Origin of the sequence: Paracoccus sp. IB05 (assembly GCF_016405985.1) — a bacterium.
Lineage (GTDB): Bacteria > Pseudomonadota > Alphaproteobacteria > Rhodobacterales > Rhodobacteraceae > Pseudogemmobacter.
In genome coordinates this window covers 43,372-70,368 of record NZ_JAEFCF010000002.1, presented here as the reverse complement: position 1 = coordinate 70,368, position 26,997 = coordinate 43,372, and the positions used below count along the sequence as shown (strand labels likewise).

Genomic DNA, 26,997 nt, shown 5'->3' with positions numbered 1-26,997 from the left:
TCAAGGTCGGGCCTATTCCGCCGCCAGTTTTACGCCATTATCAGGGGTGTAATTCAGGATCGGCGCCAGCCAGCGTTCGGCCTCGGTAAGATCCATCCCCTTGCGGGCCGCGTAATCCAGCACCTGATCCCGCTCTACCCTGGCCACGCCGAAATAATAGCTGGAGGGATGGCCGATATAGAAGCCAGACACCGAGGAGCCCGGCCACATCGCCATGCTTTCGGTCAGCGTGACGCCGGTATTGTTTTCGGCATCCAGCAGACGGAAGAGGGTAAGTTTCTCGGTATGATCCGGCTGCGCCGGATAGCCCGGGGCAGGGCGGATGCCGGCATAGGGCTCGCCGATCAGTTCATGCGGCTGGAAGGTCTCTGCCGCGCCGTATCCCCAATACTCTTTGCGCACCCGTTCATGCAGCATCTCGGCCATGGCTTCGGCATAACGATCCGCCAGCGCCTTAACCATGATCGAGCCGTAATCGTCATTTGCCCGCTCGTAGCGCGCGGCGATCTCGGCCTCTTCCGGGCCGGCCGTCACCACAAACCCCCCGACATAATCCGGCGTGCCGTCCGGGGCGACAAAATCCGAAAGCGCCACATTCGGACGCCCATCCCGCTTGGTCGTCTGCTGACGCAGCGTGTGCAGCATGGCCAGCGTTTCTGCGCGGCCGTCATCAGTATAGAGACGAATATCGTCGCCGGTCGCATTGGCGGGCCAGAAGCCGATCACCGCGCGCGGGCGGAACCATTTCTCAGTGATGATGCGCTGCAACATGGCCCGGGCGTCTTCGAACAGCTGGCGCGCGGCCTCGCCCTGCTTTTCATCTTCGAGAATCCGGGGATAAACGCCTTTCAGCTCCCAGGTCTGGAAGAAGGGGGTCCAGTCGATATAGCGCGCGATATCCGCAAGATCCCAGTCCTCAATCACCCGTGGGCCGGTGAATTGCGGGGCAGGGGGCGCATAGCCGGACCAGTCGATTTTCAGCGCATTGGCGCGGGCGGCTTCCAAAGGCAGACGTTTTTTCGCCAGTTCGGCGCGTTCGTGACGCTCGGCCACCTCGACATATTCGGCCTGGATTGACGCGATATAGGGCTCTTTCTGCGTTTCACTGAGCAGCTGGCTGACCACGCCCACCGCGCGGCTGGCATCAAGGACATAGATCGCCTGGCCCTTATGGTAGCGCGGCGCGATTTTCACCGCCGTATGCACCTTGGACGTCGTCGCGCCGCCGATCAGCAGCGGAATGTTGAACCCTTCGCGCTCCATCTCGGAGGCCAGATGCACCATTTCGTCAAGGCTGGGGGTGATCAGGCCGGAAAGCCCAATCACATCAACCTGTTGTTCGCGCGCGATCTCAAGGATCTTCTGCGGCGGCACCATCACACCAAGGTCAATGATCTCGTAATTGTTGCAGGCCAGTACGACACCGACGATGTTCTTGCCGATGTCATGCACATCGCCTTTCACCGTCGCCATCAGCACCCGGCCGGCGGAACGGCGCATCTCGCCGCCCTGCGCCGCCTTCTCCTCCTCCATATAGGGAAGGAGCACGGCGACCGCCTGTTTCATCACCCGCGCCGATTTCACGACCTGCGGCAGGAACATTTTGCCGGCACCGAACAGATCACCGACGACATTCATCCCCGCCATCAGCGGGCCCTCAATCACATGCAGCGGGCGGGTGGCCTGCTGGCGCGCAACCTCGGTATCCTCTTCGATGAACTCGGTGATGCCATTTACAAGCGCATGTTCGAGACGTTTTTCCACCGGCCAGTCGCGCCATTGCAGATCGCGGACCTTTTCCTCACGCGCACCACCGCGGTACCTTTCCGCGATTTCCAGCATCCGTTCGGTCGCATCGTCACGGCGGTTGAGGACGACATCCTCGCAGGCCTCGCGCAGCTCGGGCTCGATCTGGTCATAAACGGCGAGCTGGCCCGCATTGACGATGCCCATATCCATACCGGCCTGAATGGCATGGTAGAGAAAGACGCAATGCATGGCCTCGCGCACAGGTTCATTGCCGCGGAAGCTGAACGAAAGGTTCGAAACACCACCCGAGATGTGACAATGCGGCAGGTTCTGGCGGATCCAGCGCGTCGCCTCGATAAAATCGACACCGTAATTATTGTGTTCCTCAATGCCGGTCGCGACCGCGAAGACATTGGGATCAAAGATAATATCTTCCGGCGGGAAGCCGATTTCCTCGGTCAGGATGCGGTAGGCCCGGGCACAGATCTCGGTCTTGCGCTGGAACGTATCGGCCTGGCCGGTCTCGTCAAAGGCCATGACCACCACTGCCGCGCCGTAAGCCAGGCACAGACCGGCATGATGGCGGAACTGATCCTCACCCTCTTTCAGGCTGATCGAATTGACGATCGGCTTGCCCTGAACGCATTTCAGCCCGGCCTCGATCACCTCCCATTTCGAACTGTCGATCATCACCGGCACGCGGGCGATGTCGGGCTCGGACGCGACGAGGTTGAGGAACTCGACCATCGCGGCCTTACTGTCTATCAGCCCCTCATCCATGTTGATGTCGATGATCTGGGCGCCGTTTTCCACCTGGTCACGCGCCACGTCCAGCGCAGCGGCATAGTCGCGATTGGTGATCAGCTTGCGGAATTTGGCCGAGCCGGTGACGTTGGTGCGCTCGCCGACATTCACAAACGGGATGTCGGGCGTGAGGATGAAGGGTTCCAGCCCCGAGAGACGAAGATAGCGGCTCATTTTTGGATCTCGCGCGGTTTATGGGGGCGGACAGCTTCTGCAATGGCCTGGATATGGCCGGGCGTGGTGCCGCAGCACCCGCCAACCACATTGACCAGCCCGTCGCGGGCAAAGGTCGCCACCTGGGCGGCGGTGTCCTCGGGCCCCTCGTCATATTGACCAAAGGCATTGGGCAAGCCGGCATTCGGATAGGCGCAGGTGAAGGTTTCAGCCACAGTGGAGAGTTCCACCAGATGCGGACGCATCGCGCTCGCCCCGAGCGCACAGTTCAGCCCGATGGTGAAGGGTTTCGCGTGGCGCACCGAATGCCAGAAAGCCGTCGGCGTTTGCCCGGACAGGGTGCGGCCCGAAGCATCGGTTATGGTGCCCGAAATCATCACGGGCAGCCGGCTTCCATGTTCGGCAAAGGCGCTGAGACAGGCGAAGATCGCGGCTTTGGCGTTCAGCGTGTCGAAAATCGTTTCGATCAGAATGATATCGGCGCCGCCCCTGATCAGGCCCCGGATCTGTTGGGCATAGGCCTTGTGGAGGTCGTCGAAGCTCACCGCGCGATAGCCCGGATTGTTGACGTCGGGGCTGATCGACGCCGTCCGGTTGGTGGGGCCGACCGCACCGGCCACAAAGCGCGGCTTGCCGTCAATGGCGGTGGCGCGGTCCAGAGCGCGGCGAACAATGCGCGCGCCCTGGACGTTCAGATCGTCTACCGCTGCTTCCAAAGCATAATCGGCCTGCGCGATGGTCGTCGCCGAGAAAGTATTTGTCTCAACGATATCGGCACCAGCCATGGCATAATTGAAGTGAATTTCTTCGATGGCCTCTGGCTGGGTCAGGATCAGAAGATCGTTATTGCCCTTTTGCGGATGGTCGGAATGGTGCCGGCAGGCACAACCGGAGCCATGGCCCGAATAATCTTCTTCTGTCAGTCCAAGACCCTGGATCTGGGTACCCATTGCCCCATCGAGTATAAGTATCCGCTGCCTGGCGGCGGCTTCCAGGGCGGCGAGCGCCGGGGTGGGGGGGAGAATGAAGTTTTGCATATATCCGGCGTTCCTGGTTCGCGCGGACCTTATGAGACCAGAAGCCTGTTGTGAAACTCATAATACCGAGGAATATTATGAGAAATTTCGAACATCTTCCTACTGGATGACAAATTCTGCGTGCAAGGCGCCAGCCGCATGGATGCTTTTGAGAATATCGATCATGTCATGTGGCTGAACACCCAGCGCGTTAAGGCCGGAAACCACTTCGGACAGGCTGGTGCCGCCCGCGACTTCCGCCAGAGCGCTGCCTTCAGTGGTTATTTCAGCATTGCTTCTGGGCACCACAACGGTTTCACCCTCGGCGAAAGGGTTGGGCTGGATCGCGATAGGATACTCTTCCACACGCAAGGTGAGATTTCCCTGTGCCACCGCAACACGGCTGATCCGGACATCGGCGCCAATCACGATTGTACCTGATCGCTGGTCGACCACCACCCTGGCCCTGGTCGCGGGATCGATCCGCAGGCTTTCAATCCTGGCTATGGCATGTGCCGGAGAACCACCACCGATCCGGCCGAGATCGAGCGCAACCGTGCCCCCGTCCAGCATCGTCGCCGAACGTGAGCCAAATTCCTGATTGATGGCCCGTTCAATTCTGGCGGCTGTTGTAAAATCTGCTGATTTCAGCGCAAGCCGCAAAACTGAAACCTGGTTAAAATCGAACGGAACCTCACGCTCTACCCGTGCGCCGGAGGGGATCGACCCCGCCGTTGGCACGCCCAGGACAACCCGAGCGGCATCGCCTTCGGCAGAGATCCCACCTGCAATGATGGTCCCCTGAGCCACCGCATAGATCTGGCCGTCCGCCCCATTCAGAGGTGTCATCACAAGCGTTCCACCAAGCAGGCTTTTCGCATCACCAATGGCCGAAACCGTTATGTCAATCCGTGCGCCGGCCCGGGAAAACGGCGGCAGAGTTGCGGTGACGAAAACGGCCGCAACATTTTTTGGACGCGATGCTTCACCAACGACGTTGACACCAAGCCTCTCCAGAAGATTTGCCATAATCTCTTCCGTGAACGGTGAATTCCGGATGCCGTCACCAGTTCCGTTCAGCCCTACAACGAGACCATATCCCACGAGATCATTGCCCCTGACCCCGTCGATTTCGACCAGGTCCTTGATACGAACCGGTTGCGCGATGGCCGGGATCGACAGGGCGAGACCCAAGACAAGAAGCAGGAACAGACGACAGAAGGCGTTAGCAAAGATATTCGGTTTCACCGGAGATATCCCGTCAGGCTGAGTTGCGAAAGCCGCGCTGTGATTGTGTAAAATGCGTCCAGTCTGCTTTCCAGATCCTTAAGGCGCACCGTAGCCTCATAAGGGTCTGCTTCGGTCAGGCTGTTGCGTGTCAGGGCAAGTGCCGATTTCTCCGCAGAATTCCGGCTTTGTGCCTGGAACAGTTGTTGTTCAACTGTACCAATCCTGCCGGCGAGGACAGTCCTCGCTTCGGAAGAGCTGAACAGGGTCTCACCCGCCCTGAGCGCAAGCGCTGACCGCGAGGCGTGATCTCCTGTCAGGAGGCCGCGGTCAAGCAAGGCCGCCTTAGCGAGGCCCGCCAGTGTTGTGCGGATTGCAGGGTCAAGGGCGGTGAAGGGAAGCGACGCCGTCTCGCCGGGTGCCACAGTGAGGCCAGCCCGACCCTGGCCTCCGGTGTATAATGCCTCATATCCGGCGGTCCCGTTGAACCAGTCATCTATCCCGTTGGAAATATCGTCAACAGCCGCCAGACCGGCGATCGCGGTCTCGAGCGCAGTAAGCAACGTCCCGGCATTGGGCAAAGCCGATTGGTCAGAAGCATCGCCGCCAAAAAGCCGATTTGTCGGCAAGGCGGGTGTTAAGCGCTGAAATGGCAGTGTTGAAATCGCGCGAACCGGTGGACAGGATCGAGGAAAGCAGGGTGTCAGACGCGCCACTGGTTACTCGCAGCAGATTGGCTGCAAGCTCTGTGGTCGCGTCAGAGATAACGGATAAAGCGCGCTGCATCGTTTCACCCATCAGGGTGAGTTCGGTGGTGGCTGCGGTAAAGCCGGAAAGCCGGGCAAGGGCATGATCTGTCGCGGCCAGAGCTGAAAAGTCGCCACGCAAGGCTGTACCCTGATCAAAGAATTTACCGGTCGTCATCTCTTGCGTGGCCTTTTGCAGGCCCGCGCGAAGGTCAGACGACTGTCGCAGAAGTGCCGGGGTCAGAAACGGGTTTGAGCTAATGCGTTCCATTGTCAAAGTCCCAACAGAGTTTTGATCATTTCGTCCACGACCTGAATGACCCGCGCATTGGCCGCGTAGTTCTTCTCGATCACCAGCAGTGACTGCAGTTCTTCATCGGTGTTCACGCCCGATGCGGCCTCAATGTCGGACAATGCCGTGTATCTCGCGGCGGTATAGCTTTGTTCCGTCTCTTGTGTGACGCGCTGGGAGGAGGTTCGGGACAGAATGGCCGAGGCCAGGCCTGCGAGACTTCTGGTGCCGCCGGGGATCGGTGATGCAATGGCGCGGTTGGTATTCAGCGCTGAGGAGAGTGAATTGAGGAGCGTGGAGTTTCCAACTGGGCCCGGCGTGAGCGCGCCGAGCCCGTCGCGCAGCCTCGTGACCTCTCCGCCTTTCAAAGGATCTGCAGAGAAATTCAATGCTATGCGTGAAGCCAGGCCCACCTCATCCGCGGGATCAAAGGCCAGGCCGCCATCGGTGAACAATCCGGGCGCGCCAGCGGGCAAAGTGGGATCGAGACCTGCTGCGCTGAACCTTTCAATCATGTCACGCGCCATTGCGTCGAGCATAGATTGGCCTTCAACAGCCAGTTCGTCGCGGACCGCGAAAAGCGCCCCGAGCTCTCCGCCAAGGATCATGCTGCTGCTGCCCGTGGTTGCCATCGGTTTGCCATTGATGGTCAGACCATAGAGGCCTCCGCTGGCCTGGGTCATTTCAGGCACGATTGTATGGACTTCGGTGAAACCGAAGCTCACGGGGTTCCCGTCCAGCAGAAGGGCGCCCCCGGCAGAGATCAGCGCTACCTGATTGCCGTCCCGTGGCATTTCCTTCAGCGGAATGATGCTGGCAATGCTGTCGATCACCTGCTGACGCTGATCCATCAATGCCGAGGCATCCCGACCGGAGCCGCTGTGAGAGGCGATCATCCGGTTCAGCTCCTGAACCTGGCGCAGGCTGCTGTTCAGACTTTCCACAGCCGAAGCGATGCCTTTCTCGGCCTTGAGACGTTCAGCCTGAATGGCGTCACTCGCCTGATTCAACCCGGTGGCAAGGGATCTTGCTGCCGAAACCGCGGCAGAAAGCCTTGCCTCGGATTCGGGATGGCTTGCGGCCTCAAGCAAAGTGGTGTCCAGCGTGCTGACGCGGGAAACCAGAGATCCCGAAGATTCGGTTGTGCCGAGAATGGTTTCAAGCCGGTTGAGAAAGCCTGCCTTGGTCGCGCTGTCACCCGCAGCGGCCTGAGCGCCCCTGCGGTCGTTGATCAGATAGAGATCTGCATGTCTGGTGATGCCCACCACGCGCACACCCTGACCCGATCCTCCGAGGTTAAGAGCCGAAAGCGAGACGGAACGGCGCGCGTAGCCCGAGGTCGTTGCATTGGCGACATTGTTGGACACCACCTCGGCCTGTCGCGAGGTGGCGGTCAGTCCGGTCAGCGCGGAATTGAGGGCCGAGGTGATGCTCATTTTGCGTTACCGTTTGATATTGGTGGTTTCCTGCAACATTTCGTCGACGGTCTGGATGACCTTGGCATTCGACGAATAGGCCCGCTGGGTCTGAATCAGCGAGGTCAGTTCTGCCGCAACATCTGTGGTCGATCCCTCACGGGCATAACCTTCAATCGAGCCGGTCGGGCCGTCACCGGCATCCCAGAGGAAGAAGGAGCCCGATTGCGGCGAGACCTGATAGGTCTGGTTATGCAGCGAGATCAGCCCATTGGGGTTCGGCACATCGACCAGCGGGATCTGGTAGAGCACGCGGTTGAACCCGGTATCATAGGTCGCGATGATATAGCCGTTCGGATTGATCTCGACCGTGGTGAGATTGCCGACCGGGGATCCGTCCTTGGTGATCTGCACCGGCGCAAAATCATCGGATAGCTGGGTCAGACCGTTCGGATCACCGACGCGGCCGATGGCGACACTCATCGGGCCGCCGGCCACGGTCAGCGGCAGAGTTCCGGTGGCACCGTCATAAGCCGGCCAGGCCGGAACCGCCGGAACCGCAACAACTGTCGCGAGTGTGCCGCCAGCCGCGCGGGAATCGTCGAAGGTCAGAACATATTCCCCGATGATCGCATTATTGCTGGCAGAATCGCGGATCACCATGGTCCAGGTGTTCGATGGCGGGCTGCCTGCGGCCGGTACGGTCGGCGTGAAGTTGAAATCCAGAGATTCCGAGGTGCCGAGATTGCCGAAATATTCGATCGCGAAGGGCAGCGGATCGCCGGTGGCGCCGGCTTCGGTACCCGTGGCCGGCAGGTTGACCCCCGCCGTGATCTGGGTGGTCGGATCGCCGGCGGTCTGGTTCGCATTGATCACTACCGGTACCAGGCCGGTGATCGTATCCCGCGGGAAGACCGGAATGCTGCCATCCGACGTGGCAGGCCAGCCCATCAGCACCAGACCGGACTGGGTTTTCAGCACACCATTCGCATCGGTTCGGAAAGAGCCGGTCGTTGTCATCAAAAGCGCGCGGTCTACGGAATTGACCCCCAGAGATACTTCGGTGATCACCGGCAGCATGCCGCGCCCGGAAACCGCGATATCCAGCGGATGCGAAGTGCCGACAAGGCCGCCGCGTTCTTCGATCAGCCGCATGGTCGAGGCGCGAACCCCGCCTGCCGAATAGGTGCCAGAGCCGCGATTGTTCGTGATCACCATGCTGGAGAATTCAGCATGGGCGCGTTTATAGCCGAAAGTGCCTGAATTCGCGATATTGTCTGAGATCGTCGCAAGCCGCGTCGCGTTGGCGCTGAGCCCGGCTACGCCGGCATTGAGCGCGGAGGAAATCGTCATCAGTCGCACCTTTCTTCTGAATGAGCTTGCGACAGGTTTGGCCCCGAGGGCTGAATTTTCCGCTAACAGATAAAATTATCGGGATTACCGGTCACGCCGCAGCAGCACGATCTCGATCCGGTTGTTGCGCCGTGAAGCCGGATCGGCCACGGCGGGCTTACGGTCGGCAAAGCCCCCGATGCGGCTGAACCGGGTCGCCTGAATGCCGGCGCCCTGAAGCAGACTGCGCATGGCACGGGCGCGGCCGGCCGTCAGTTCCCAGCCCGGATTTTCAACCAGCGTCACCGGATAGCTTTGCACATAGGCGTTCACCGCAAGACCATTCGCCGTCAGATTGAGCACCTCGGCCAGCATCCGAGCCAGATGAACGGTAACCTCCTGCGGCTCGGCAGTATGGCCTTTGAACAGGCTGGCGTCTTCAAGATCGAACAGTTCGATCACAAGGCCCTCATCGGTGACCCGGGTGACAACATGGCGCATCAGTTGTTCCATGGTGCGGCTTTCGCCGCCACGGTCGAACAGGGCTTCTTGGACGGTTTTCACCATCTCGGCCTGGGCCTTTTCCTCGGCCTCGCCGGCACCTGTCTGGCTGGCGAGGCCGCCGCGGCCCATGGCGGTCCGGTCCTCCTCGGAGAAAATGGATTCACCGCCCAGCGTGCCGTCACCGCCACCTGAAACCTTGCTGAGCGGGATCGACGGATTGAAGTAATCCGACAATCCCTTGCGTTGTTTTTCTGTCGTCGCATTCAGCAGCCACATCAGCAGGAAGAAGGCCATCATTGCGGTCACGAAATCCGCATAGGCCACTTTCCAGGCGCCGCCATGATGGCCGCCGCCCGAAACCACTTTCTTCCGCTTGATGATGACTGGCGGCGCATTGCCTGGCCCGGCCATTCCCGTCACCCTTTTCGCTCACCCGGGGCCAGGATCACAGGTCTGAGTGAAGAACGGCTTAAAGTTATGATTTTTAGGGAATAGTCCAGAAAACGCCCAGATCTGCGGCGACTCAGCTCCGCTTCAGCCAGATGGCGGCATCGCCCAGTTTCGCAACAAATGCCTCATGCGCGGCGGTTTCCGCCGCGGTGATCCGCGCAGGCAATGCGGTCGGACGGGGACGGGGGCGCCAGTCTCCGTCCGTCTGCCCAGCATTTGCGGGGCTGTTGCTTTGTACCGGCGCCAGCACGAGGTCGGGCTGACGACCGCCGACCAGTTCAAGGTAAACCTCGGCTAGGATTTCGCTGTCGAGCAGCGCGCCGTGTTTTTCACGCCGGGAATTATCGACGCCAAAACGGCGGCAAAGCGCATCCAGCGAGGCTGGCGAGCCGGGAAAGCGCTGCCGCGCGATGGCCAGCGTGTCTATGGCGCGCGCCCAGGGAATATCGGCCAGCCCCATACGCTTCAGTTCGAAGTTCAGAAACTTCATATCAAAGGCAGCGTTATGGATCACCAGTTTCGCATCACCGACGAAATCCACAAATGCCTGGCCGATTTTCGCGAAAACCGGCTTGTCGCTGAGGAATTCGCTGCTGAGCCCGTGCACTTCGAAAGCGCCCTGCGGCATGTCGCGTTCGGGGTTGATATATTGGTGATAAACCTTGCCGGTGGGCAGGTGGTTGAACAGCTCGACCGCGCCGATCTCGACGATGCGGTCGCCCTGTTCCGGGTCAAAGCCGGTGGTCTCGGTATCAAGGACAATTTCACGCATTCTGGCCCGCCATTCCTGCGCGCAGATGCGCGATCAGCGCCTGTACATAAGCCCGGGTGCTGTCGATTGACAGGGTTTCGACGATATGGGTGGCGCGGGCGCGCTTGTCCTGGTCGGGCATCTGGCGCGAGAGGATCAGATCAAGCTGCGCCGCGGTCATGCCGGGCCGCGCAAGGACGCGGGCGCGTTGCAAAGCAGCGGGCGCGGTGACCAGCAGCGTCGCGTCACATTCCCGGTCGATGCCTTTCTCAAACAGAAGCGGCACATCGAGAAGCAGGATATCGGAGCCGGTATGGGCCAGAAACCCGGCCCGATCTTCCGCAACAAGCGGATGGATCAGCTGTTCCAGCTGTTTCAGACGCGAGGGATCGGCGGCCAGCAGCGCCTTTAATGTTTCCCGTGAAACACCCTGATCGGAAACCGCCTCGGGAAAGGGCCCCGCCAGGGCTGCCGTGCCCCTGGCGCCGGGCGCGTAAAGCCGGTGCACCGCCGCATCCGCATCCCAGACCGGGATACCCGCATCGAGGAACATCGCGGCCGTGGTCGATTTCCCCATGCCGATGGAGCCGGTCAGGCCAAGGCAGATAGCTTTCATGCGTTTAAAACCGCGAGGCGGGTCTCCTCATCCACCACGGGACGCCTGCCGAACCAGCGCTCGAACCCGGGCACGGCCTGGTGCAGCAACATGCCGAGCCCGTCAACGACGGTGCAGCCGCGTTCTTCGGCCTCGATCAGCAGGCCGGTTTTCAATGGCGCATAGACAATGTCGGTCACAAGGCAGCGCTGGCTGATCCGGTCGAGGTCAATGACAAGGTCCGGCTTGCCGGTCATTCCGAGCGAGGTCGTATTCACCAGCGTGGCACAACCTTCGATCATCGCGCCGACATGTGTCCAGTCCCAGACCACCACTTTCGCCCCGAAATCCGAACGCATGGCTTCGGCCCTGGGGCGGGTGCGGTTGACGATGCGTATCTCGGGCGCGCCAACCTCGATCAGCGCCGCGACAACCGCACGGGCCGCACCCCCGGCGCCCAGCACCGCAGCCGGGCCGGCGGTCGGATCCCAGAAAGGCGCGTTCTGCCGCAGGTTGGAAATAAAGCCGGACCCATCGGTATTATCCGCATGGATCTTGCCATCTTTACGGAAAATCAATGTGTTAGCGGCACCGATCAGCGCCGCGCGATCGGTGATGATATCCGCGATCTTCAGGATCGCCTCTTTATGGGGAATGGTGACATTGGCCCCGACAAACCCCATCTGCGGCAGGGTGCGCAGGACATGCGCCAGATCCTGAGGCGCCACATCCATCGGGATATAATGCCCCGCCAGACCATAGCGCTTCAGCCAATAGCCATGCAGCGCCGGGCTGCGGCTATGCGCGATCGGATGGCCGATCACACCGGCCAGCGGAATACGCGGATGGTCAGTCATGCGGGAATATCCCCTCTCAGCGAAAGCCAGTTCAGAAGGGGAAGCAAGGGCAGCCCCAGAATCGTGAAATGATCCCCCTGGACCGAGGAGAACAGCCGAACGCCTTCCTCTTCAAGCCGGTATCCACCGACGGAATGACGGATTTTATCCCAGTTGCGCGAGATATAGCCGTCAAGCCACAGATCCCCGAATTCCCGCATCGTAAGCCGCGCCTCGCCGACATGGCGCCAGAGCGGCTGACCGCCCTGACAAACCACCACCGCCGAGATCAGGTGGTGGGTTTTGCCGCGCAAATCCATCAGCTGGGCGCGCGCCGCCTCCGGGCTTGCAGGCTTGGCAAAGATCCGGCCATTCAGCTCGAGCAGCTGGTCCGAGCCGATCACCAGCGCCTCTGGCCGCTTGCCCGAGATTTTCAGCGCCTTGGTTTCCGCGAGCGCATCGGCGATGTCGCGCGGCTTTGCCCTCTCAGCCTCCAAAGCGCGGCGAATGCTGTCTTCATCCACCCGCGCGGCAAGGCTTTCAAACTCCAGGCCCGCCGCCCGCAACATGGCGATTCTCGTCTCCGAGGCAGAAGCCAGCACCAAAGCCGGCATTTTCTTGCCTGCAACGTCTTCGGAAAAATCAGAGGCCACTTGTGGATAATCCTGTTTTGTTCGGGGGAAGACTCGGCCGGTTATCCCATGCCTCAGGGCCTGGGTCGGGATATCCTCAAAAAGCGCCGGCACGCGACCCCCGGTTATCCCACTGCGCATGCTGTTTTCCACCATCCATCCGCGCGGGGGTTTTGCGCGGGCTGTGACATTTCTCCTCCACAGGCAGATGTCTGGAAACGCTGTTCTAAGAACATGATATAAATAGATAAATCAAAACACCATGCATTTTTTCCCAATCTTTACCACTTCTGTCCACAGGTGGAAAACTCAAGGGAAAATGCCCCGGAACTGCCGCTATCCTGTTATCCTCAGGGCCTACTACATCATCAATCTTCATATCTTTCTCTTAATTATATTATGAACCCTGCACAGATCTGTGCCTGACAGGAGGTCTTTCGCCCTCTGAGAAGCCTTTCTGCTCAGAAAGATTGACTTACAGCGCCAGTCCCCCTATCTGCAGGCAATGCGGGACCGTCCGGTCCTGACGCTTCCCTTTTTCAGCCTCTGATCCAGCATCGCGCCACACGCGCGTCTGGCATAATGGTATTGCGATGACAGAACGCCTCAACCTCTCCGATCTCAAGGCCAAGACCCCGGCCGATCTTCTCGCCATGGCGGAGGAGTGGGAGATCGAGAATGCGCCCTCGATGCGCAAGGGCGAGATGATGTTCCAGATCCTCAAGGAACATGCCGAGGAAGGCTGGGAAATCGGTGGCGATGGCGTTCTTGAGGTTCTGCAGGATGGTTTCGGCTTTCTGCGCAGCCCTTCGGCCAACTATCTGCCTGGCCCCGATGACATCTATGTCGGCCCCGAGATGATCCGTCAGTTTTCGCTGCGCACCGGCGATTCCATCGAAGGCGTGATCAAGGCCCCGTCCGAGAATGAGCGCTATTTCAGCCTTGTGAAGGCGACGCTGATCAATTTCGACGATCCGGAGCGCGCGAAACACAAGGTCCATTTCGACAACCTGACGCCGCTTTACCCGGAAGAGCGGCTGAAGATGGAAATCGAGGATCCGACGATCAAGGACCGTTCGGCCCGGATCATCGATCTGGTGGCGCCCATCGGCAAAGGCCAGCGGGCGCTGATCGTGGCCCCGCCGCGTACAGGTAAGACGGTTCTTCTGCAAAATATCGCGCGCTCGGTCGCAGCGAATCACCCGGAATGTTATCTGATCGTGCTGCTGATCGATGAGCGGCCCGAGGAAGTCACCGATATGCAGCGCTCGGTGAAGGGCGAGGTTGTGTCCTCGACCTTTGACGAGCCGGCGACGCGCCACGTGGCTGTGGCCGAGATGGTGATCGAAAAGGCCAAGCGCCTGGTTGAACATAAACGAGATGTTGTGATCCTTCTTGATTCGATCACAAGACTTGGTCGTGCCTTTAACACGGTCGTGCCGAGCTCGGGCAAGGTTCTGACTGGTGGTGTGGACGCCAACGCGCTGCAACGCCCGAAGCGTTTCTTCGGTGCGGCACGGAATATCGAAGAGGGCGGCTCGCTGACGATCATTGCGACCGCGCTGATCGATACCGGCTCGCGGATGGATGAAGTCATCTTCGAAGAATTCAAGGGCACCGGCAACAGCGAGATCGTTCTGGATCGGAAAGTGGCCGACAAGCGCGTCTTCCCGGCGATGGACATCCTCAAATCGGGCACAAGGAAAGAGGATCTCCTGGTCGACAAATCCGATCTGCAGAAGACCTATGTGCTGCGCCGCATCCTGAACCCGATGGGCACCACCGACGCCATCGAATTCCTGATCGGAAAGCTGAAACAGACCAAGTCGAATTCCGAGTTCTTCGACTCGATGAATACCTGATCGGGGGGCCAGCGGGGTTGCGATGGCTGACACGATCTATGCCAGCGCGACAGCTCGTGGGCGGGCGGGTGTCGCGGTAATCAGGGTCTCTGGCCCGAATTCTTTCGCCATATGCAAAGCACTGACAGGCGCGGCTCCAAAGCCGCGCCTTGCCAGTTTGCGCAATATCTCGTGGCAGGGTGAACATCTCGACCAAGCTCTGGTATTGGGCTTTGCGGAAAATGCCAGCTTTACCGGCGAAGAAGTGATCGAGCTGCAAACCCATGGCGGGTTGGCGGTGGTCAATGCCGTGCTGCGGGCGATTGGCGAAACCGGCCTTGCGCGTATGGCAGAGGCGGGCGAATTTACCCGGCGGGCACTCGACAATGGCATGCTCGACCTGACACAGGTCGAGGGCCTGGCCGATCTGATTGATGCTGAAACCGAAGCGCAGCGTAAGCAGGCGCTGCGGGTATTGTCCGGCAGTATCGGAAAAACAGTTGATCACTGGCGAAGCCGCCTGATCCGGGCCGCGGCTTTGATCGAGGCAACGATCGATTTTTCTGATGAAGACGTGCCGGTCGATGTGACCCCGGAAGTGCGCGAGATACTGACAGCGCTATCGGATGAGATTGCCCGCGAAGCGGCGGCCGTTTCAGCCGCAGAACGCATTCGCGAAGGTTTCGAGGTGGCGATTATTGGCCCGCCGAATGCCGGGAAATCCACACTTCTCAATCGCCTGGCAGGTCGGGAGGCGGCGATTACGTCGGAAATAGCGGGCACGACGCGGGACGTGATCGAGGTCAGGATGGACCTTTCCGGCCTCGCGGTTACCTTGCTCGACACCGCCGGGCTCAGGGAAAGTGACGACCTGGTGGAGCGTGAAGGCATCAGACGGGCGATTCAGCGCGCTGAGGCCGCCGATTTGCGGTTGTTCCTCGGCCAGGGTGATCTTGGGATTGCGCTTCGGGACGGTGATATCCAGCTGAGCGGGAAGGCCGACCTTGGTGGTGCTGGCCCTGGCCTCGCGGTCTCGGGTCTTACTGGCGAAGGAATCGACGCGCTGCTGCAGCAAGTTACAGCGCGGCTCTCGGAAAAAGTCGCTGGTGCTGGTATAATGGTGCGTGAACGGCATCGGCATGCGCTGGAGCAGGGAATCACCGCGATCAGGGCTGTGTTGCAGATGATGGATCACGGTGTTCAATCCGAGATCGTGGCGGAAGAATTGCGTCAGGTGTTGCGATCACTGGACAGTCTGGTCGGGCGGGTTGATGTCGAAGAATTGCTGGGCGAGATCTTCGCCAGCTTCTGTATCGGAAAGTGAGGGTGTTTCACGTGAAACATTTTGATGTTCTGGTGGTCGGCGGCGGCCATGCCGGGGCCGAAGCCGCCGCGGCTGCGGCGCGTATTGGGGTGAGAACGGCATTGGTCACAATGCGCGCAGAGACAATAGGCGTCATGTCCTGCAATCCGGCGATTGGCGGCCTTGGAAAGGGCCATCTCGTTCGGGAAATTGATGCGATGGACGGCATTATGGGCCGGGCCGGGGATATGGCGGGTATTCAGTACCGGCTTTTGAATCGCAGAAAGGGCCCCGCAGTACAGGGGCCAAGGACCCAGGCTGATCGTAAACTCTATCGTCGCGCGGTGCAGAGTTTGCTGGCCGAGGAGACCTGTCTCTCTGTCATCGAGGGTGAGGCGGCGGAGCTCATCACTCTGGCAGGGCGCGTTACCGGGCTGCGACTGGCTGACGGATCCGAGATTTCTGCAGCGGCCATCGTGCTCACAACCGGCACATTCCTGAACGGCCTGATCCATGTCGGTGACCAAAGTCGCCCGGGTGGCCGCGTTGGCGATAAAGCTTCTGTCAGACTTGCGCAGCAGATCCATGATCTTGGTCTGGAAACGGGGCGCCTCAAAACCGGGACGCCACCACGACTGGACGGCAAGTCGATCGACTGGAGTCGGCTGGAAATGCAGCCCGCCGATGAAGATCCGGTTCTCCTTTCCTTTATGAACAATAAACCGGTCGCGAGGCAGATTTCCTGCGGCATCACGCATACCTCTGCGGCCACGCATCAGATTATTCGTGATAATCTTAATCGTTCGGCAATGTATGGTGGCCATATTGATGGCGTCGGCCCCCGTTACTGCCCCTCGATCGAGGATAAAGTCGTGCGCTTTGCCGACAAGGACAGCCATCAGGTCTTTCTGGAACCCGAAGGCCTTGATGACGATACGGTCTATCCAAACGGAATTTCGACCTCTTTGCCCGCTGAGGTGCAGGAGGCTTACGTCCGCACCATGGCTGGCCTTGAGAATGCGACCATTCTTCAGCCAGGCTATGCCATTGAATATGACTATCTGGACCCTCGGGGGCTGAAGTCGTCGCTGGAGACCAAAGCTCTCGCCGGCCTATATCTTGCGGGCCAGATCAATGGAACCACAGGATATGAGGAGGCAGCAGCCCAGGGCATGGTTGCCGGGCTGAACGCCGCGCGTGCCTCAAAGGCGCAGGAGCCGGTGAGTTTCTCGCGCAGTGACAGTTATATCGGGGTCATGATTGATGATCTGGTCACCCGTGGCGTCACCGAGCCCTATCGTATGTTCACCTCGCGGGCCGAGTACCGGCTCAGCCTGCGTGCAGATAACGCGGATCAGCGCCTGACGCCCAAAGGCCAGGAGATCGGTTGCGTCCGGGAGGCGCGCAGCCGCGCATTCGGGGCGAAAATGGAGGCCCTCGGGGCGGTCACCGAGGTTCTGGCAGCGGCAAAGTTCACCCCAAAAGAGCTTGCCGAGGTCGGAATCACCGTCAGCAAAGACGGAGCGCGGCGGACTGCCTGGGATCTGATGGCCATGCCGGATTATGATCCGGCCATTTTGGATTTGCTGGTGCCGGCGCTTGCAGATCATCCGGCCGCCGCAAGGGCGCAGGCGGAAATCGAGTCGCTTTATTCCCAATATACGGATCGGCAGGCCGCCGCAGCCGAAGAGCTGCGCCGCCATGAGGCGATGAAAATCCCCGCAGATTTCGATTATGCCGCGCTTTCCGGTCTTTCGGCGGAGCTTACCGGGAAATTGCTGCGTAAACTGCCGGAAACCATCCAGCAGGCGCGTCAGATAGAGGGGATGACACCGGCTGCAGTGATGCTGCTGATCGCATCGCTGCGCAAGATCGCAGCGGCCAGACTGGCCGGGTGACCCTTGGATAAAGCACTTTGGAATGAGCTGGGCATCAGTCCGGAAGGCCTTGAAAGGCTGAGACTTTACGAGGCACTGACCGCGAAATGGACGCAGAAGATCAATCTGATCTCTCGCTCCACAGTGGGAGAGATCTGGTCGCGGCATATCGAGGATTCGGCGCGGATCTTTCTGCTTGCGCCGGAACAACCGCAGCTCTGGGCAGATTTCGGGTCGGGTGGCGGATTTCCTGGGATCGTTGTGGCCACTTTGCTTCAGGATCGTGGTCTTGCAACCAGGATGGTGCTTGTTGAATCGGACCAGCGTAAGGCCACCTTCCTGCGTGAAGCGGCGCGGCAGATGGGTATCCCGGTCGATGTGCGGGCCGAGCGGGCCGAGGCGATTGCGCCACTAGGGGCAGATGTTGTGTCCGCACGGGCGCTTGCCCCCCTGGATATGCTTTGCGCCATTGCCGAGCGACATGGATCGCCCGATATGACCTGTCTTTTTCCGAAGGGCGAGAGCTGGGCGGATGAGGTTGCGGCGGCGCAGAAAAACTGGCGCTTCGATCTGGAGGCGGCGGACGATCCGGGGCATAAAGGATCAGCCACCCTGAAATTAAGGACAGTGCGCCGTGCCAGCCGCGATTCCCAAGACTGACGCCATGCCCTTTCCGGCGCATGTCATCGCCGTCGCCAACCAGAAAGGCGGCGTTGGGAAGACCACGACCGCGATAAACCTGTCGGCAGCCCTGGCCGAAAGGGGCCTGCGGATCCTGCTGGTCGATCTTGATCCTCAGGGCAACGCCTCGACGGGCCTCGGGGTCGCGACGAATGATCGCAAACTGACGACATATGACCTGATTCTGTCGGATGGGGCACCGAACGCCATTATTCAGCGCACATCGGTGAATAATCTGTGGATCAGCCCGGCGAACTCCGATCTGGCCTCGGCCGATATCGACCTCGTTGCCAATGAAAAGCGCAGTTTTCTGCTGCATGACGCTTTGCGCCACCCGGATATCGAGGCGATGGGCTTTGATGTCGTGCTGATTGACTGTCCGCCTTCGCTGTCTTTGCTGACGGTGAACGCGCTTGTGGCGGCGAATTCGGTGCTTGTGCCGCTTCAGGCCGAGTTTTTCGCGCTTGAGGGGCTCTCGCAGCTTCTTTTGACGGTGCGGGATGTGCGGCGCTCGGCGAATCCGGATCTTCGGATTGAGGGCGTTGTTCTGACGATGTATGATGGGCGCAACAATCTGGCACAGCAGGTTGAGACTGATGCGCGCGAGAACCTCGGCGATATGGTGTTTCGCACCATCATTCCCCGCAATGTGCGGCTTTCTGAAGCGCCTTCTTTCGCCAAGCCGGTGACGGAATATGATCCGACCTCGCGCGGTGCCGAGGCCTATCGGTCTTTGGCCGGGGAAATTGCCGCTAAACTGCGGTCCTGACAACAAGAAGAAGAGGCAGAGCATGGAACGCAAAGGGCTTGGTCGTGGTCTTTCGGCATTGATGTCGGATGTGAATTTGCGCCCCGAGAGTGAGGGGCCGCGGCGGGCGGACACCAGGTTGCCGGTCGAAAAGCTGCAGCCGAACCCGGAGCAGCCGCGCAAAGATTTCGACCAGGCGGCGCTGGAGGCTCTGGCAGATTCACTGCGGCAGAAGGGGGTTATCCAGCCTCTGGTCGTGCGGGTCAAAGGCGATCACTACGAGATCGTTGCCGGCGAACGGCGCTGGCGCGCGGCGCAGATCGCTCAGCTGCATGAAGTTCCGGTGGTGATCCGTGAGCTTGATGATACCGAAGTGCTGGAAATCGCGATTATCGAGAATATTCAGCGCGAGGATCTCAATGCGATCGAAGAGGCTCTGGGTCTGCGCCAGCTGATTGATCGCTTTGGTCATACTCAGGAAAAGGTGGCCGAGGCGCTGTCGAAAAGCCGTAGCCATGTGACCAATCTGCTTCGGTTGCTGAACCTGCCCGGTGACGTGCAAAAGATGGTGCGCGAGGGCGCGCTGTCGGCAGGTCATGCACGGGCTCTGATCACAGCGCCAGACCCTTTGCGGCTGGCCCAGACCGTGATCGCGCGCGGCCTTTCGGTGCGGGAGACTGAAAAGCTCGCCCGTGAGGCCCTGGAACCGACAAGATCGACGCCGTCAGAGCAGGTGAGCGCGCGGGAGAGCACCAAAGATGCCGATACGCGCGCGCTGGAGGGAGATTTGTCGGCGCAGCTTGGGATGACTGTACGGATCGATCACAAGGGGCAGGGCGGCAGCCTGGTTATTTCCTATCGCGATCTGGAAGAGCTGGACCTGCTGTGCCAGCTGCTGTCTTCCGGGCCATCGGGTCTGGCCCGCGACTGATCAGGCTTCTGACAGCTCCAGGATCAGCCGGTTGAGCAAAAGCCGGCCGGTCGCGGTGGCTGTCAGACGATCATCCTGCAGGGTGATGAAGCCATCCTTCTGCAGGGTTTCCAGCTTTTCGCTGTTCGGCCGACGTCCAAGCATCCTGGCGTAGCGGGGCAGTGACATGCCTTCGCTCAGCCGCAGCGACATCATCAGATATTCCAGCGCCTGATCCTGCGGGCTGATTGTTTCACGTGGAACTTCTCCCTTGCCTGTCTTCCTCAGGGCTTCCAGCCAGAGCTCAGGTGATTTATGAGCGAGGGTTGCCACGCGTTGGCCGTTCAGAGTGAGGCGGCCATGTGCCCCCGGGCCGATGCCGAGATAGTCGCCCATGCGCCAATAGGTCAGATTGTGCCGGGATTCACAGCCCTGTCGGGCATAGTTCGAGACTTCATACCCAAGCAAACCGGCTGTGCCACAGATGTCTGTGGTCAGATCATACATATCTGCTGCGAGGTCTTCATCCGGAAGACCCCGGAGCTTTCCGGCGTCATATAGCCTGGCAAAGACCGTGCCCTCCTCGACGGTCAGCTGGTAAAGCGAGATATGGTCAGGCCCGCGCGCCAGGACCTGGCGCAGCTCATCGCCCCAGGAGGCGAGATCCTGATCCTGACGGGCATAGATCAGATCACAGGAGGTTCGGTCAAAAAGGCTGCGGGCGAGATCCAGCGCGGCCAGCCCTTCGGCGGCGCTGTGTTGCCGCCCAAGGCGCCGCAGATCGTGATCATTCAACGCCTGAAGGCCGAGTGAGACACGGTTTACGCCCGCCAGCCGATAGGATGCAAAACGAGACGCCTCTACAGAGGTCGGATTCGCCTCAAGTGTCACCTCGAAATCGTTGGTTATACGCCAATGTCGCGAGACCCGATCCAGAATCGCACCAACCGTATCGGGATCCATCAGGGAAGGTGTGCCGCCGCCGAAAAACACCGAGCGGAGAATGCGGCCTCCGGTTTCCGTGGCGGCGCGATCCAGCTCTTTCAGATAGGCCTCTTTCCATTCGGCCTGATCTATTCTTGCACGTACATGGCTGTTGAAATCGCAATAGGGGCATTTTGCCTTGCAGAAGGGCCAGTGAAGGTAGAGGGAGAAGCCCCCCTCTTGCCAGTCTTCTGCGGGTGTTTGTTTCACGTGAAACACTTTTCCATCATAGCCGCGACGGCGCGCGCGCGGTGGCTGATCGCATTCTTCTGATCGGCCGTCATCTCGGCAAAGGTCTGTGCGTAGCCGTCTGGTTGAAACATGGGGTCGTAGCCATGGCCGTCAAGACCCCGGCGTGGCCAGATCAATTCTCCGGCGCAGCTGCCATCTACGATTTCATCATGTCCATCGGGCCAGGCAAGAACCAGAGTGCACCGAAATTGGGCCTGACGCGGGGCGGGCGCCCCGCGCTCTTCCAGCAGGGCCCAGGTTTTTTCCATCGCCATGCCGAAGTCACGGCCATGCGGGGTTTCTGCCCAGTCAGCGGTGTAGACACCCGGAGCCCCGTCCAGCGCATCAATCGTCAGGCCGGAATCATCAGCCAGCGCGGGAAGGCCGGTGGCCTTTGCCGCATAATGCGCTTTGATCCGACCATTGCCGACGAATGTGTCCTCGGTCTCTTCCGGCTCATCCAGGTCAAACTCACCTGCGGAAACGCAACGGATGCCGAGCGGCGCCAGCAATGTCGCGAATTCCTCCAGCTTGCCCTTGTTGTGGCTCGCGATCACAAGCTGGTCGCCGGTGAATTTGCGGGTCATGCGCCAATGGCCTTCTTCTGTGCTTCGACCAGAGCGGCAGTGCCTTTCAGACCAAGGCCGAGCAGCACGGTGAGATCTTCGACCGCGAAAGGCGCACCTTCTGCCGAGGCCTGAACCTCAACCAGCTTGCCCTTGCCGGTGATCACGAAATTGCCATCAGTTCCGGCAGCCGAGTCTTCGTCATAGTCCAGATCCAGCACATTCTGGCCGGCATAGATGCCGCAGGACACAGCCGCGACATGATCGAGCAGCGGATCGCCGGTGACGAGGCCCTTTTGCATCAGCTTGTTCATTGCAAGGCGCAGCGCGACCCAGCCGCCCGTGATGGCCGCGCAGCGGGTGCCACCATCGGCCTGGATCACATCGCAATCGACGGTGATCTGACGTTCCCCAAGCGCTTGCCTGTCCACGACCGCGCGCAGGCTGCGACCGATAAGCCGTTGAATCTCTTGTGTTCTGCCGGATTGTTTGCCTGCAGCCGCCTCGCGGCGCGATCTGGTATGGGTGGACCGCGGCAACATGCCATATTCCGCCGTCACCCAGCCCATGCCGGTGTTGCGCAGGAAGGGCGGCGGCTTGTCTTCAATCGAGGCGGTGCAAAGCACATGGGTATTTCCCATCCGGATCAGGCAGGAGCCCTCGGCGTGAAGGGAAACCCCGGTTTCAATGGAAACCGTGCGAAGTTGGTCGAGCTCTCTTCCAGAGGGGCGCATAACTGATCCTTTCAAAGATTTGCGGTCAGATATGCGCGGGCAGGCGCCGGATGCAACCCTGATCACCAGGCATCACAGGGGGCTGGCGCATTGACGGCGGGTGCTATTGGTCCTTAAGTCAAATGAAAGGCGGGCCGGGATGTAATGGCGGACAGAAAAGAGCTGCTGCAGCAAATGAGTGACCGATCGCGCGAAGTTTTCCGGCGCGTCGTCGAAGGCTATCTTGAAACCGGTGAGCCGGTTGGATCGCGCACGCTTACCCGCAGTCTGAGCGAACAGATCTCGGCCGCGACCATCCGCAATGTGATGCAGGATCTGGAATTTCTCGGCCTGCTCGACAGCCCGCATATCTCGGCGGGGCGGATTCCGACGCAGCAGGGGCTGCGGCTGTTTGTCGACGGTTTTCTTGAGGTCGGAACGGTGGATCAGGCCGACCGTGCGCGGATCGACGCGACGCTCAGCGGCGAGGATCACGATGTCGGTATGGCGCTCGACCATGTTTCGGCGGCGCTTTCCTTCCTGACCGGGGGCGCCAGTATCGTGATGACGCCAAAGCATGAATCGGCGCCGATCCGGCATATCGAATTTGTCTCGCTTTCGGCAGACCGGGCGCTGGTGGTGCTGGTCTTTGCCGATGGCCAGGTTGAGAACCGTCTGTTCCATCCGCCGCCCGGGCAAACACCGTCCTCGATGCGCGAGGCTGCAAATTTCCTCAATGCCATGGCGGGCGGGCGGACGCTTTCGGATCTGCGCCAGCATATCCGCGCCGAAGTTGCGGCCCGTCGCCAGGAGGTTGATGTTCTGGCGCGCGAGCTTGTCGAAAGCGGGCTGGCGGTCTGGGAGAATGCGGGCCTCTCGTCCGAGCGGCTGATTGTGCGCGGCCGTGCCAATCTGCTGGAAAGCGCCGGATCCGAGGATGTCGACCGGATCCGCAATCTTTTCGACGATCTCGAACGCAAGCGCGATATCGCGGAATTTCTGGAACTTGCGGATGAGGGCGACGGGGTGCGCATCTTCATCGGCTCGGAAAACAAACTCTTTTCACTTTCGGGTTCAAGTCTGGTCGTTTCCCCCTATATGAACGCCGAGCGAAAGATTATCGGTGCCGTCGGCGTGATCGGACCGACCCGACTGAACTATGGGCGGGTTGTGCCGATTGTCGATTATACGGCGCAGCTCGTCGGTCGGATGGTTTCCGATCGCGGACGCGGTTGAAGTGAAAAGGGGCTGAGGCCCGAAAGACTTGAGGAGTGGTCATGGCGCAGGAAGACAACGCCGCCCAGGAAAACGGCCAGGCGGGCGATCTGCCGGAATATGAAGAGATGTCGCTTGACGAGCTGGAGACGCTCCGTCTTGAACGTGACGAGTTCCGCGACAAGTTCATGCGCGCCCTGGCGGATGCCGAGAATTCGCGCAAACGGGCCGACCGGGACCGCCGCGAGGCCGAGCAATATGGCGGCACGCGGCTGGCCCGGGATCTTTTGCCGGTCTATGACAACCTGAACCGCGCGCTTGCGGCCATTCCGGAAGAAAGCCGTGCTGCGTCGAGCGCGCTGATCGAAGGGGTCGAGCTGACGCTGCGCGAGCTGTCCAAGGTGATGGATAAGCATGGGGTGAAGGCGGTGTCGCCGGCGATTGGTGATCTGTTTGATCCCCAGATGCATGAGGCGATGTTTGAGGCGCCGGTGCCGGGTACCAAAGCCGGGCAGATCATCCAGGTGATGACCGAAGGCTTTATGCTCCATGACCGGCTGCTGCGTCCGGCGCAGGTTGGCGTGTCCTCTGCTGCGGCCTGAGCTTTTGGCTCCGGGCGGGGGGGGGCCAGCCCCCACACCCCCGGAGTATTTCGGTCAGGAGGAAGTCAGCTCAGCAGGGCTTTGAGTTCGTAGACCAGATTGAGGGCCCCGATCGGCGTGAGCTGGTCGGGGCTTATATCTTTCAGGCGGGCCTCGATCTCGCTTTCTTTCGCGGCTTTGGGCGGTGCGGGCGGCGGCGCGGCGCGGAAGAGGGGGAGGTCGTCGATCAGGGCGGCCTGTTTGCTGCCCTGTCGGTCGCCCTGTTCAAGGGCTTCGAGGACGGTTTTTGCGCGTTCGATGACCGAGGGCGGCAGACCGGCGAGACGGGCGACCTGGACGCCGTAGCTGCGGTCGGCGGCGCCGCGCCTGACTTCATGCAGGAAGATCACCTCGCCTTCCCATTCGCGCACCGAGACGGTGGCGTTTTCGACGCCGTCGAGCTTTGCGGAAAGCTGGGTCATTTCGTGGTAATGGGTGGCGAAGAGCGCGCGGCAGCGGTTGATTTCGTGCAGATGCTCCAGCGTGGCCCAGGCGATGGAGAGGCCATCCCAGGTGGCGGTGCCACGGCCGATCTCATCCAGGATGACCAGGGCGCGATCATCGGCCTGGTTCAGGATGGCGGCGGTTTCTACCATTTCGACCATGAAGGTCGAGCGGCCCCGCGCGAGGTCGTCTGACGCTCCGACGCGGCTGAAAAGCTGGCTGACAAGGCCGATATGGGCCGCGCGGGCCGGGACGAAGCTGCCGGCCTGAGCCATCAGCGCGATCAGGGCGTTCTGGCGCAGGAAGGTCGATTTACCCGCCATATTCGGGCCGGTCAGCAGCCAGATCGCCGGGGAATTGCCGGTGGTCAGGTCGCAGTCATTGGCGACAAAGCTCTGCCCGCCCTGGCGTCTGAGGGCGCGTTCAACCACCGGATGGCGTCCGCCCCCGATCAGGAAGGCGCGGCTGTCATCGACCTTTGGCTCTGTCCAGTCGCCCTCGGCGGCGAGATCGGCAAAGCCTGCGCAGAGGTCGATTTCGGCCAGGGCGCGCGCTGTGGCGCCTATTGGGCCGGCCTGATCGAGAATCGCGCGTTTCAGGCTTTCATAGTGACGTTTTTCCAGCTCCAGCGCCCGGTTTGATGAGTTCAGGATCCGGGTTTCCAGATCGGACAGCGCGACCGTGGTAAAGCGGACCTGACCGGCCGTGGTCTGGCGGTGGATGAAGAGGTCGGGATGGGCGCGGAGTTTTTCCTCATGCGTTGTGGTGACCTCGATGAAATAGCCCAGCACGTTGTTATGTTTGATCTTCAGCGCCGGCACACCGGCATGCTCGGAATATTGCGCCTGCATTCCGGCGATCACGCCCCGGCCTTCGTCGCGCAGCTGGCGGGTTTCATCCAGTTCCTGGTCGAAACCGGTGGCGATAAACCCGCCATCGCGGGCCAGCAGCGGCGGCTCGGCCACCAGCGCCTGATCCAGCAGGCCGACCAGGGTTTCATGGCCGGTGAGCGCCTGCGAGGCTTCGCTCAGCAGATCGGGCAGGTCGTTCAGTTTGCCGGTCAGGCTCAGGGCCTGGGTCAGGCCGGCGCGGATCGCGGTCAGATCCCGCGGGCCGCCCCGATCCAGCGCAAGGCGCGACAGTGCGCGGTCCATATCGGGCACGCGGCGCAGGTCGTCGCGCAGATCTTCGCGGAGCCGGCTTTTATCCAGCAGCGCGCGCAAAGCGTCATGGCGGCTGCGGATCGTGGTCAGATCGCGCGAGGGCGAGGAGAGGCGGCGCTCCAGCAGGCGCGCGCCGGGGGCGGTCACAGTGCGGTCGATGGCGGCCAGCAGCGATCCCTCGCGCCCGCCCGAGAGTGCCTGGGTGATTTCAAGATTGCGCCGGGTCGAGGCGTCGATCTGCATCGTGCCGCCGGGCAGTTCTTTGATCGGCGGGCGCAACAGCGGCAGGCGGCCGCGCTGCGTCAGGTCAAGATAGTCGACCAGCCCGCCCATCGCCGCGATTTCGGCGCGGGTAAACGATCCGAACCCTTCCAGAGAACTGACCTGCCACAGCGCGCAAAGCCGCTTTTCGGCGCCGGTGGAATCGAAACTCGCGCGGGCCAGCGGCGTCATCGCAGTACCGGAATCAGTCACCAGGTTCGCGATTTCGGTCGATTCCTCATCCGGAACCAGCAGTTCACGTGGCGCAAGCCGGGCCAGCTCTGGCCCGAGACGCGCCAGTGCGCAGGGCATGACCCGGAACTCGCCGGTCGAGATATCGCACCAGGCCAGCGCGCCCTCATCGCGCAAAGCGGTATAGGCGGCGAGGTAATTGTGGCGCCGCGCTTCGAGCAGGGAATCCTCGGTCAGGGTGCCGGGCGTTACCAGCCGCACTACATCGCGTTTCACAACCGATTTCGAACCGCGCTTCTTTGCTTCGGCCGGGTCTTCCAGCTGTTCGGCAATGGCGACGCGAAAGCCCTTGCGGATCAGCGTCAGCAGATAGCCTTCGGCGGCGTGATAGGGCACGCCGCACATGGCAATCGGCTCGCCCTTGTGGAAGCCGCGTTTGGTCAGCGCGATATCCAGCGCCTCGGACGCCGCCAGAGCGTCGTCAAAGAACATCTCGTAGAAGTCGCCCATCCGGTAGAACAACAAAGCCCCAGGATTCTGCGCTTTGATCTCGAGATATTGCGCCATCATTGGCGTGACGGTTTCGTCTGACATGGTTCCCCCGGGCTTCGGCGCCGACCCTACAAAAACGAAGGCGTGACGAAAAGGCCGTCATCCGGGCTTTTCATTTCATGCGTGACAAGGCATGTGCAAAGTAACTTTAA

General features: G+C 60.7%; 24 protein-coding genes. 8 read left to right on the top strand and 16 right to left on the bottom strand.

Annotated features, from left to right (window positions below; translation table 11 throughout):
* Positions 1–12: 12 nt before the first annotated feature.
* The 12 genes from metH to JC607_RS01840 form a co-directional block, all read right to left on the bottom strand.
* Positions 13–2,727 (bottom strand): methionine synthase, encoded by a 2,715-nt coding sequence (gene metH, locus JC607_RS01895; RefSeq protein WP_198835253.1) that lies wholly within the window; start codon positions 2,725–2,727, stop codon positions 13–15.
* Complete coding sequence (locus tag JC607_RS01890) at positions 2,724–3,764, bottom strand: homocysteine S-methyltransferase family protein (protein WP_198835252.1); 1,041 nt, start codon at positions 3,762–3,764, stop codon at positions 2,724–2,726. The genes metH and JC607_RS01890 overlap by 4 nt, the downstream gene beginning before the upstream one ends.
* A gap of 99 nt (positions 3,765–3,863) precedes the next feature.
* Positions 3,864–4,955 (bottom strand): flagellar basal body P-ring protein FlgI, encoded by a 1,092-nt coding sequence (locus tag JC607_RS01885; RefSeq protein ID WP_198835407.1) that lies wholly within the window; start codon positions 4,953–4,955, stop codon positions 3,864–3,866.
* Between the two features lie 32 nt (positions 4,956–4,987).
* Positions 4,988–5,533 (bottom strand): flagellin, encoded by a 546-nt coding sequence (locus JC607_RS01880; protein WP_198835251.1) that lies wholly within the window; start codon positions 5,531–5,533, stop codon positions 4,988–4,990.
* A 28-nt stretch (positions 5,534–5,561) separates the two neighbouring features.
* Positions 5,562–5,894: a hypothetical protein gene (locus JC607_RS01875; protein ID WP_198835250.1), complete on the bottom strand. Its 333-nt coding sequence runs from the start codon at positions 5,892–5,894 to the stop codon at positions 5,562–5,564.
* A 95-nt stretch (positions 5,895–5,989) separates the two neighbouring features.
* Complete coding sequence (gene flgK, locus JC607_RS01870; RefSeq protein ID WP_198835249.1) at positions 5,990–7,444, bottom strand: flagellar hook-associated protein FlgK; 1,455 nt, start codon at positions 7,442–7,444, stop codon at positions 5,990–5,992.
* A 6-nt stretch (positions 7,445–7,450) separates the two neighbouring features.
* Positions 7,451–8,776 (bottom strand): flagellar hook protein FlgE, encoded by a 1,326-nt coding sequence (locus JC607_RS01865; RefSeq protein WP_198835248.1) that lies wholly within the window; start codon positions 8,774–8,776, stop codon positions 7,451–7,453.
* Positions 8,777–8,860: 84 nt separating this feature from the next.
* Positions 8,861–9,670 carry a flagellar motor protein MotB gene (locus JC607_RS01860; protein ID WP_198835247.1) on the bottom strand — a complete coding sequence of 270 codons (810 nt, stop codon included), beginning with the start codon at positions 9,668–9,670 and terminating at the stop codon, positions 8,861–8,863.
* A 112-nt stretch (positions 9,671–9,782) separates the two neighbouring features.
* Complete coding sequence (gene dnaQ / locus JC607_RS01855) at positions 9,783–10,481, bottom strand: DNA polymerase III subunit epsilon (RefSeq protein ID WP_198835246.1); 699 nt, start codon at positions 10,479–10,481, stop codon at positions 9,783–9,785.
* A complete protein-coding gene (gene coaE / locus JC607_RS01850) occupies positions 10,474–11,076 on the bottom strand; it encodes a dephospho-CoA kinase (protein WP_198835245.1) in 603 nt (200 codons plus the stop codon). The genes dnaQ and coaE overlap by 8 nt, the downstream gene beginning before the upstream one ends.
* A complete protein-coding gene (locus JC607_RS01845; protein WP_198835244.1) occupies positions 11,073–11,912 on the bottom strand; it encodes a shikimate dehydrogenase in 840 nt (279 codons plus the stop codon). Before JC607_RS01845 ends, coaE begins: the two co-directional genes overlap by 4 nt.
* Positions 11,909–12,505 (bottom strand): nucleoside triphosphate pyrophosphatase, encoded by a 597-nt coding sequence (locus tag JC607_RS01840; protein ID WP_198835406.1) that lies wholly within the window; start codon positions 12,503–12,505, stop codon positions 11,909–11,911. The genes JC607_RS01845 and JC607_RS01840 overlap by 4 nt, the downstream gene beginning before the upstream one ends.
* A 611-nt stretch (positions 12,506–13,116) precedes the next feature.
* Here JC607_RS01840 and rho point away from each other — a divergent pair.
* Genes rho through JC607_RS01810 form a run of 6 tightly spaced genes read left to right on the top strand, consistent with a single transcriptional unit; the run spans position 13,117 to position 19,904 of the window.
* Entirely contained in the window at positions 13,117–14,385 is a 1,269-nt protein-coding gene (gene rho, locus JC607_RS01835; protein WP_092902145.1) for a transcription termination factor Rho, read from the top strand.
* A 22-nt stretch (positions 14,386–14,407) separates the two neighbouring features.
* A complete protein-coding gene (gene mnmE, locus JC607_RS01830) occupies positions 14,408–15,688 on the top strand; it encodes a tRNA uridine-5-carboxymethylaminomethyl(34) synthesis GTPase MnmE (protein ID WP_198835243.1) in 1,281 nt (426 codons plus the stop codon).
* Between the two features lie 11 nt (positions 15,689–15,699).
* Positions 15,700–17,565 (top strand): tRNA uridine-5-carboxymethylaminomethyl(34) synthesis enzyme MnmG, encoded by a 1,866-nt coding sequence (mnmG, locus tag JC607_RS01825; protein WP_198835242.1) that lies wholly within the window; start codon positions 15,700–15,702, stop codon positions 17,563–17,565.
* Positions 17,566–17,568: 3 nt separating this feature from the next.
* A complete protein-coding gene (locus JC607_RS01820) occupies positions 17,569–18,204 on the top strand; it encodes a 16S rRNA (guanine(527)-N(7))-methyltransferase RsmG (protein ID WP_233092557.1) in 636 nt (211 codons plus the stop codon).
* A gap of 4 nt (positions 18,205–18,208) precedes the next feature.
* A complete protein-coding gene (locus JC607_RS01815; protein WP_198835404.1) occupies positions 18,209–18,994 on the top strand; it encodes a ParA family protein in 786 nt (261 codons plus the stop codon).
* A gap of 22 nt (positions 18,995–19,016) precedes the next feature.
* Positions 19,017–19,904 (top strand): ParB/RepB/Spo0J family partition protein, encoded by an 888-nt coding sequence (locus JC607_RS01810; protein WP_198835241.1) that lies wholly within the window; start codon positions 19,017–19,019, stop codon positions 19,902–19,904.
* On the opposite strand, the gene hemW is transcribed toward JC607_RS01810, so the two are convergent.
* The 3 genes from hemW to rph are packed head-to-tail and all read right to left on the bottom strand — an operon-like array spanning position 19,905 to position 22,398.
* Positions 19,905–21,077 (bottom strand): radical SAM family heme chaperone HemW, encoded by a 1,173-nt coding sequence (hemW, locus tag JC607_RS01805; protein ID WP_198835240.1) that lies wholly within the window; start codon positions 21,075–21,077, stop codon positions 19,905–19,907.
* A complete protein-coding gene (rdgB, locus tag JC607_RS01800) occupies positions 21,074–21,685 on the bottom strand; it encodes an RdgB/HAM1 family non-canonical purine NTP pyrophosphatase (RefSeq protein WP_198835239.1) in 612 nt (203 codons plus the stop codon). The genes hemW and rdgB overlap by 4 nt, the downstream gene beginning before the upstream one ends.
* Positions 21,682–22,398, bottom strand: coding sequence for a ribonuclease PH (gene rph / locus JC607_RS01795; protein WP_198835238.1), 717 nt, complete (start codon positions 22,396–22,398; stop codon positions 21,682–21,684). Before rph ends, rdgB begins: the two co-directional genes overlap by 4 nt.
* Before the next feature lie 144 nt (positions 22,399–22,542).
* Between rph and hrcA the strand changes: the two genes are divergently transcribed.
* Both hrcA and JC607_RS01785 read left to right on the top strand, forming a co-directional pair.
* Entirely contained in the window at positions 22,543–23,613 is a 1,071-nt protein-coding gene (gene hrcA, locus JC607_RS01790) for a heat-inducible transcriptional repressor HrcA (protein WP_198835237.1), read from the top strand.
* Between the two features lie 41 nt (positions 23,614–23,654).
* Complete coding sequence (locus JC607_RS01785; RefSeq protein WP_198835236.1) at positions 23,655–24,194, top strand: nucleotide exchange factor GrpE; 540 nt, start codon at positions 23,655–23,657, stop codon at positions 24,192–24,194.
* Between the two features lie 65 nt (positions 24,195–24,259).
* Here the strand turns inward: JC607_RS01785 and mutS are convergent, their stop codons facing one another.
* Complete coding sequence (mutS, locus tag JC607_RS01780) at positions 24,260–26,887, bottom strand: DNA mismatch repair protein MutS (RefSeq protein WP_198835235.1); 2,628 nt, start codon at positions 26,885–26,887, stop codon at positions 24,260–24,262.
* Positions 26,888–26,997: the final 110 nt, after the last annotated feature.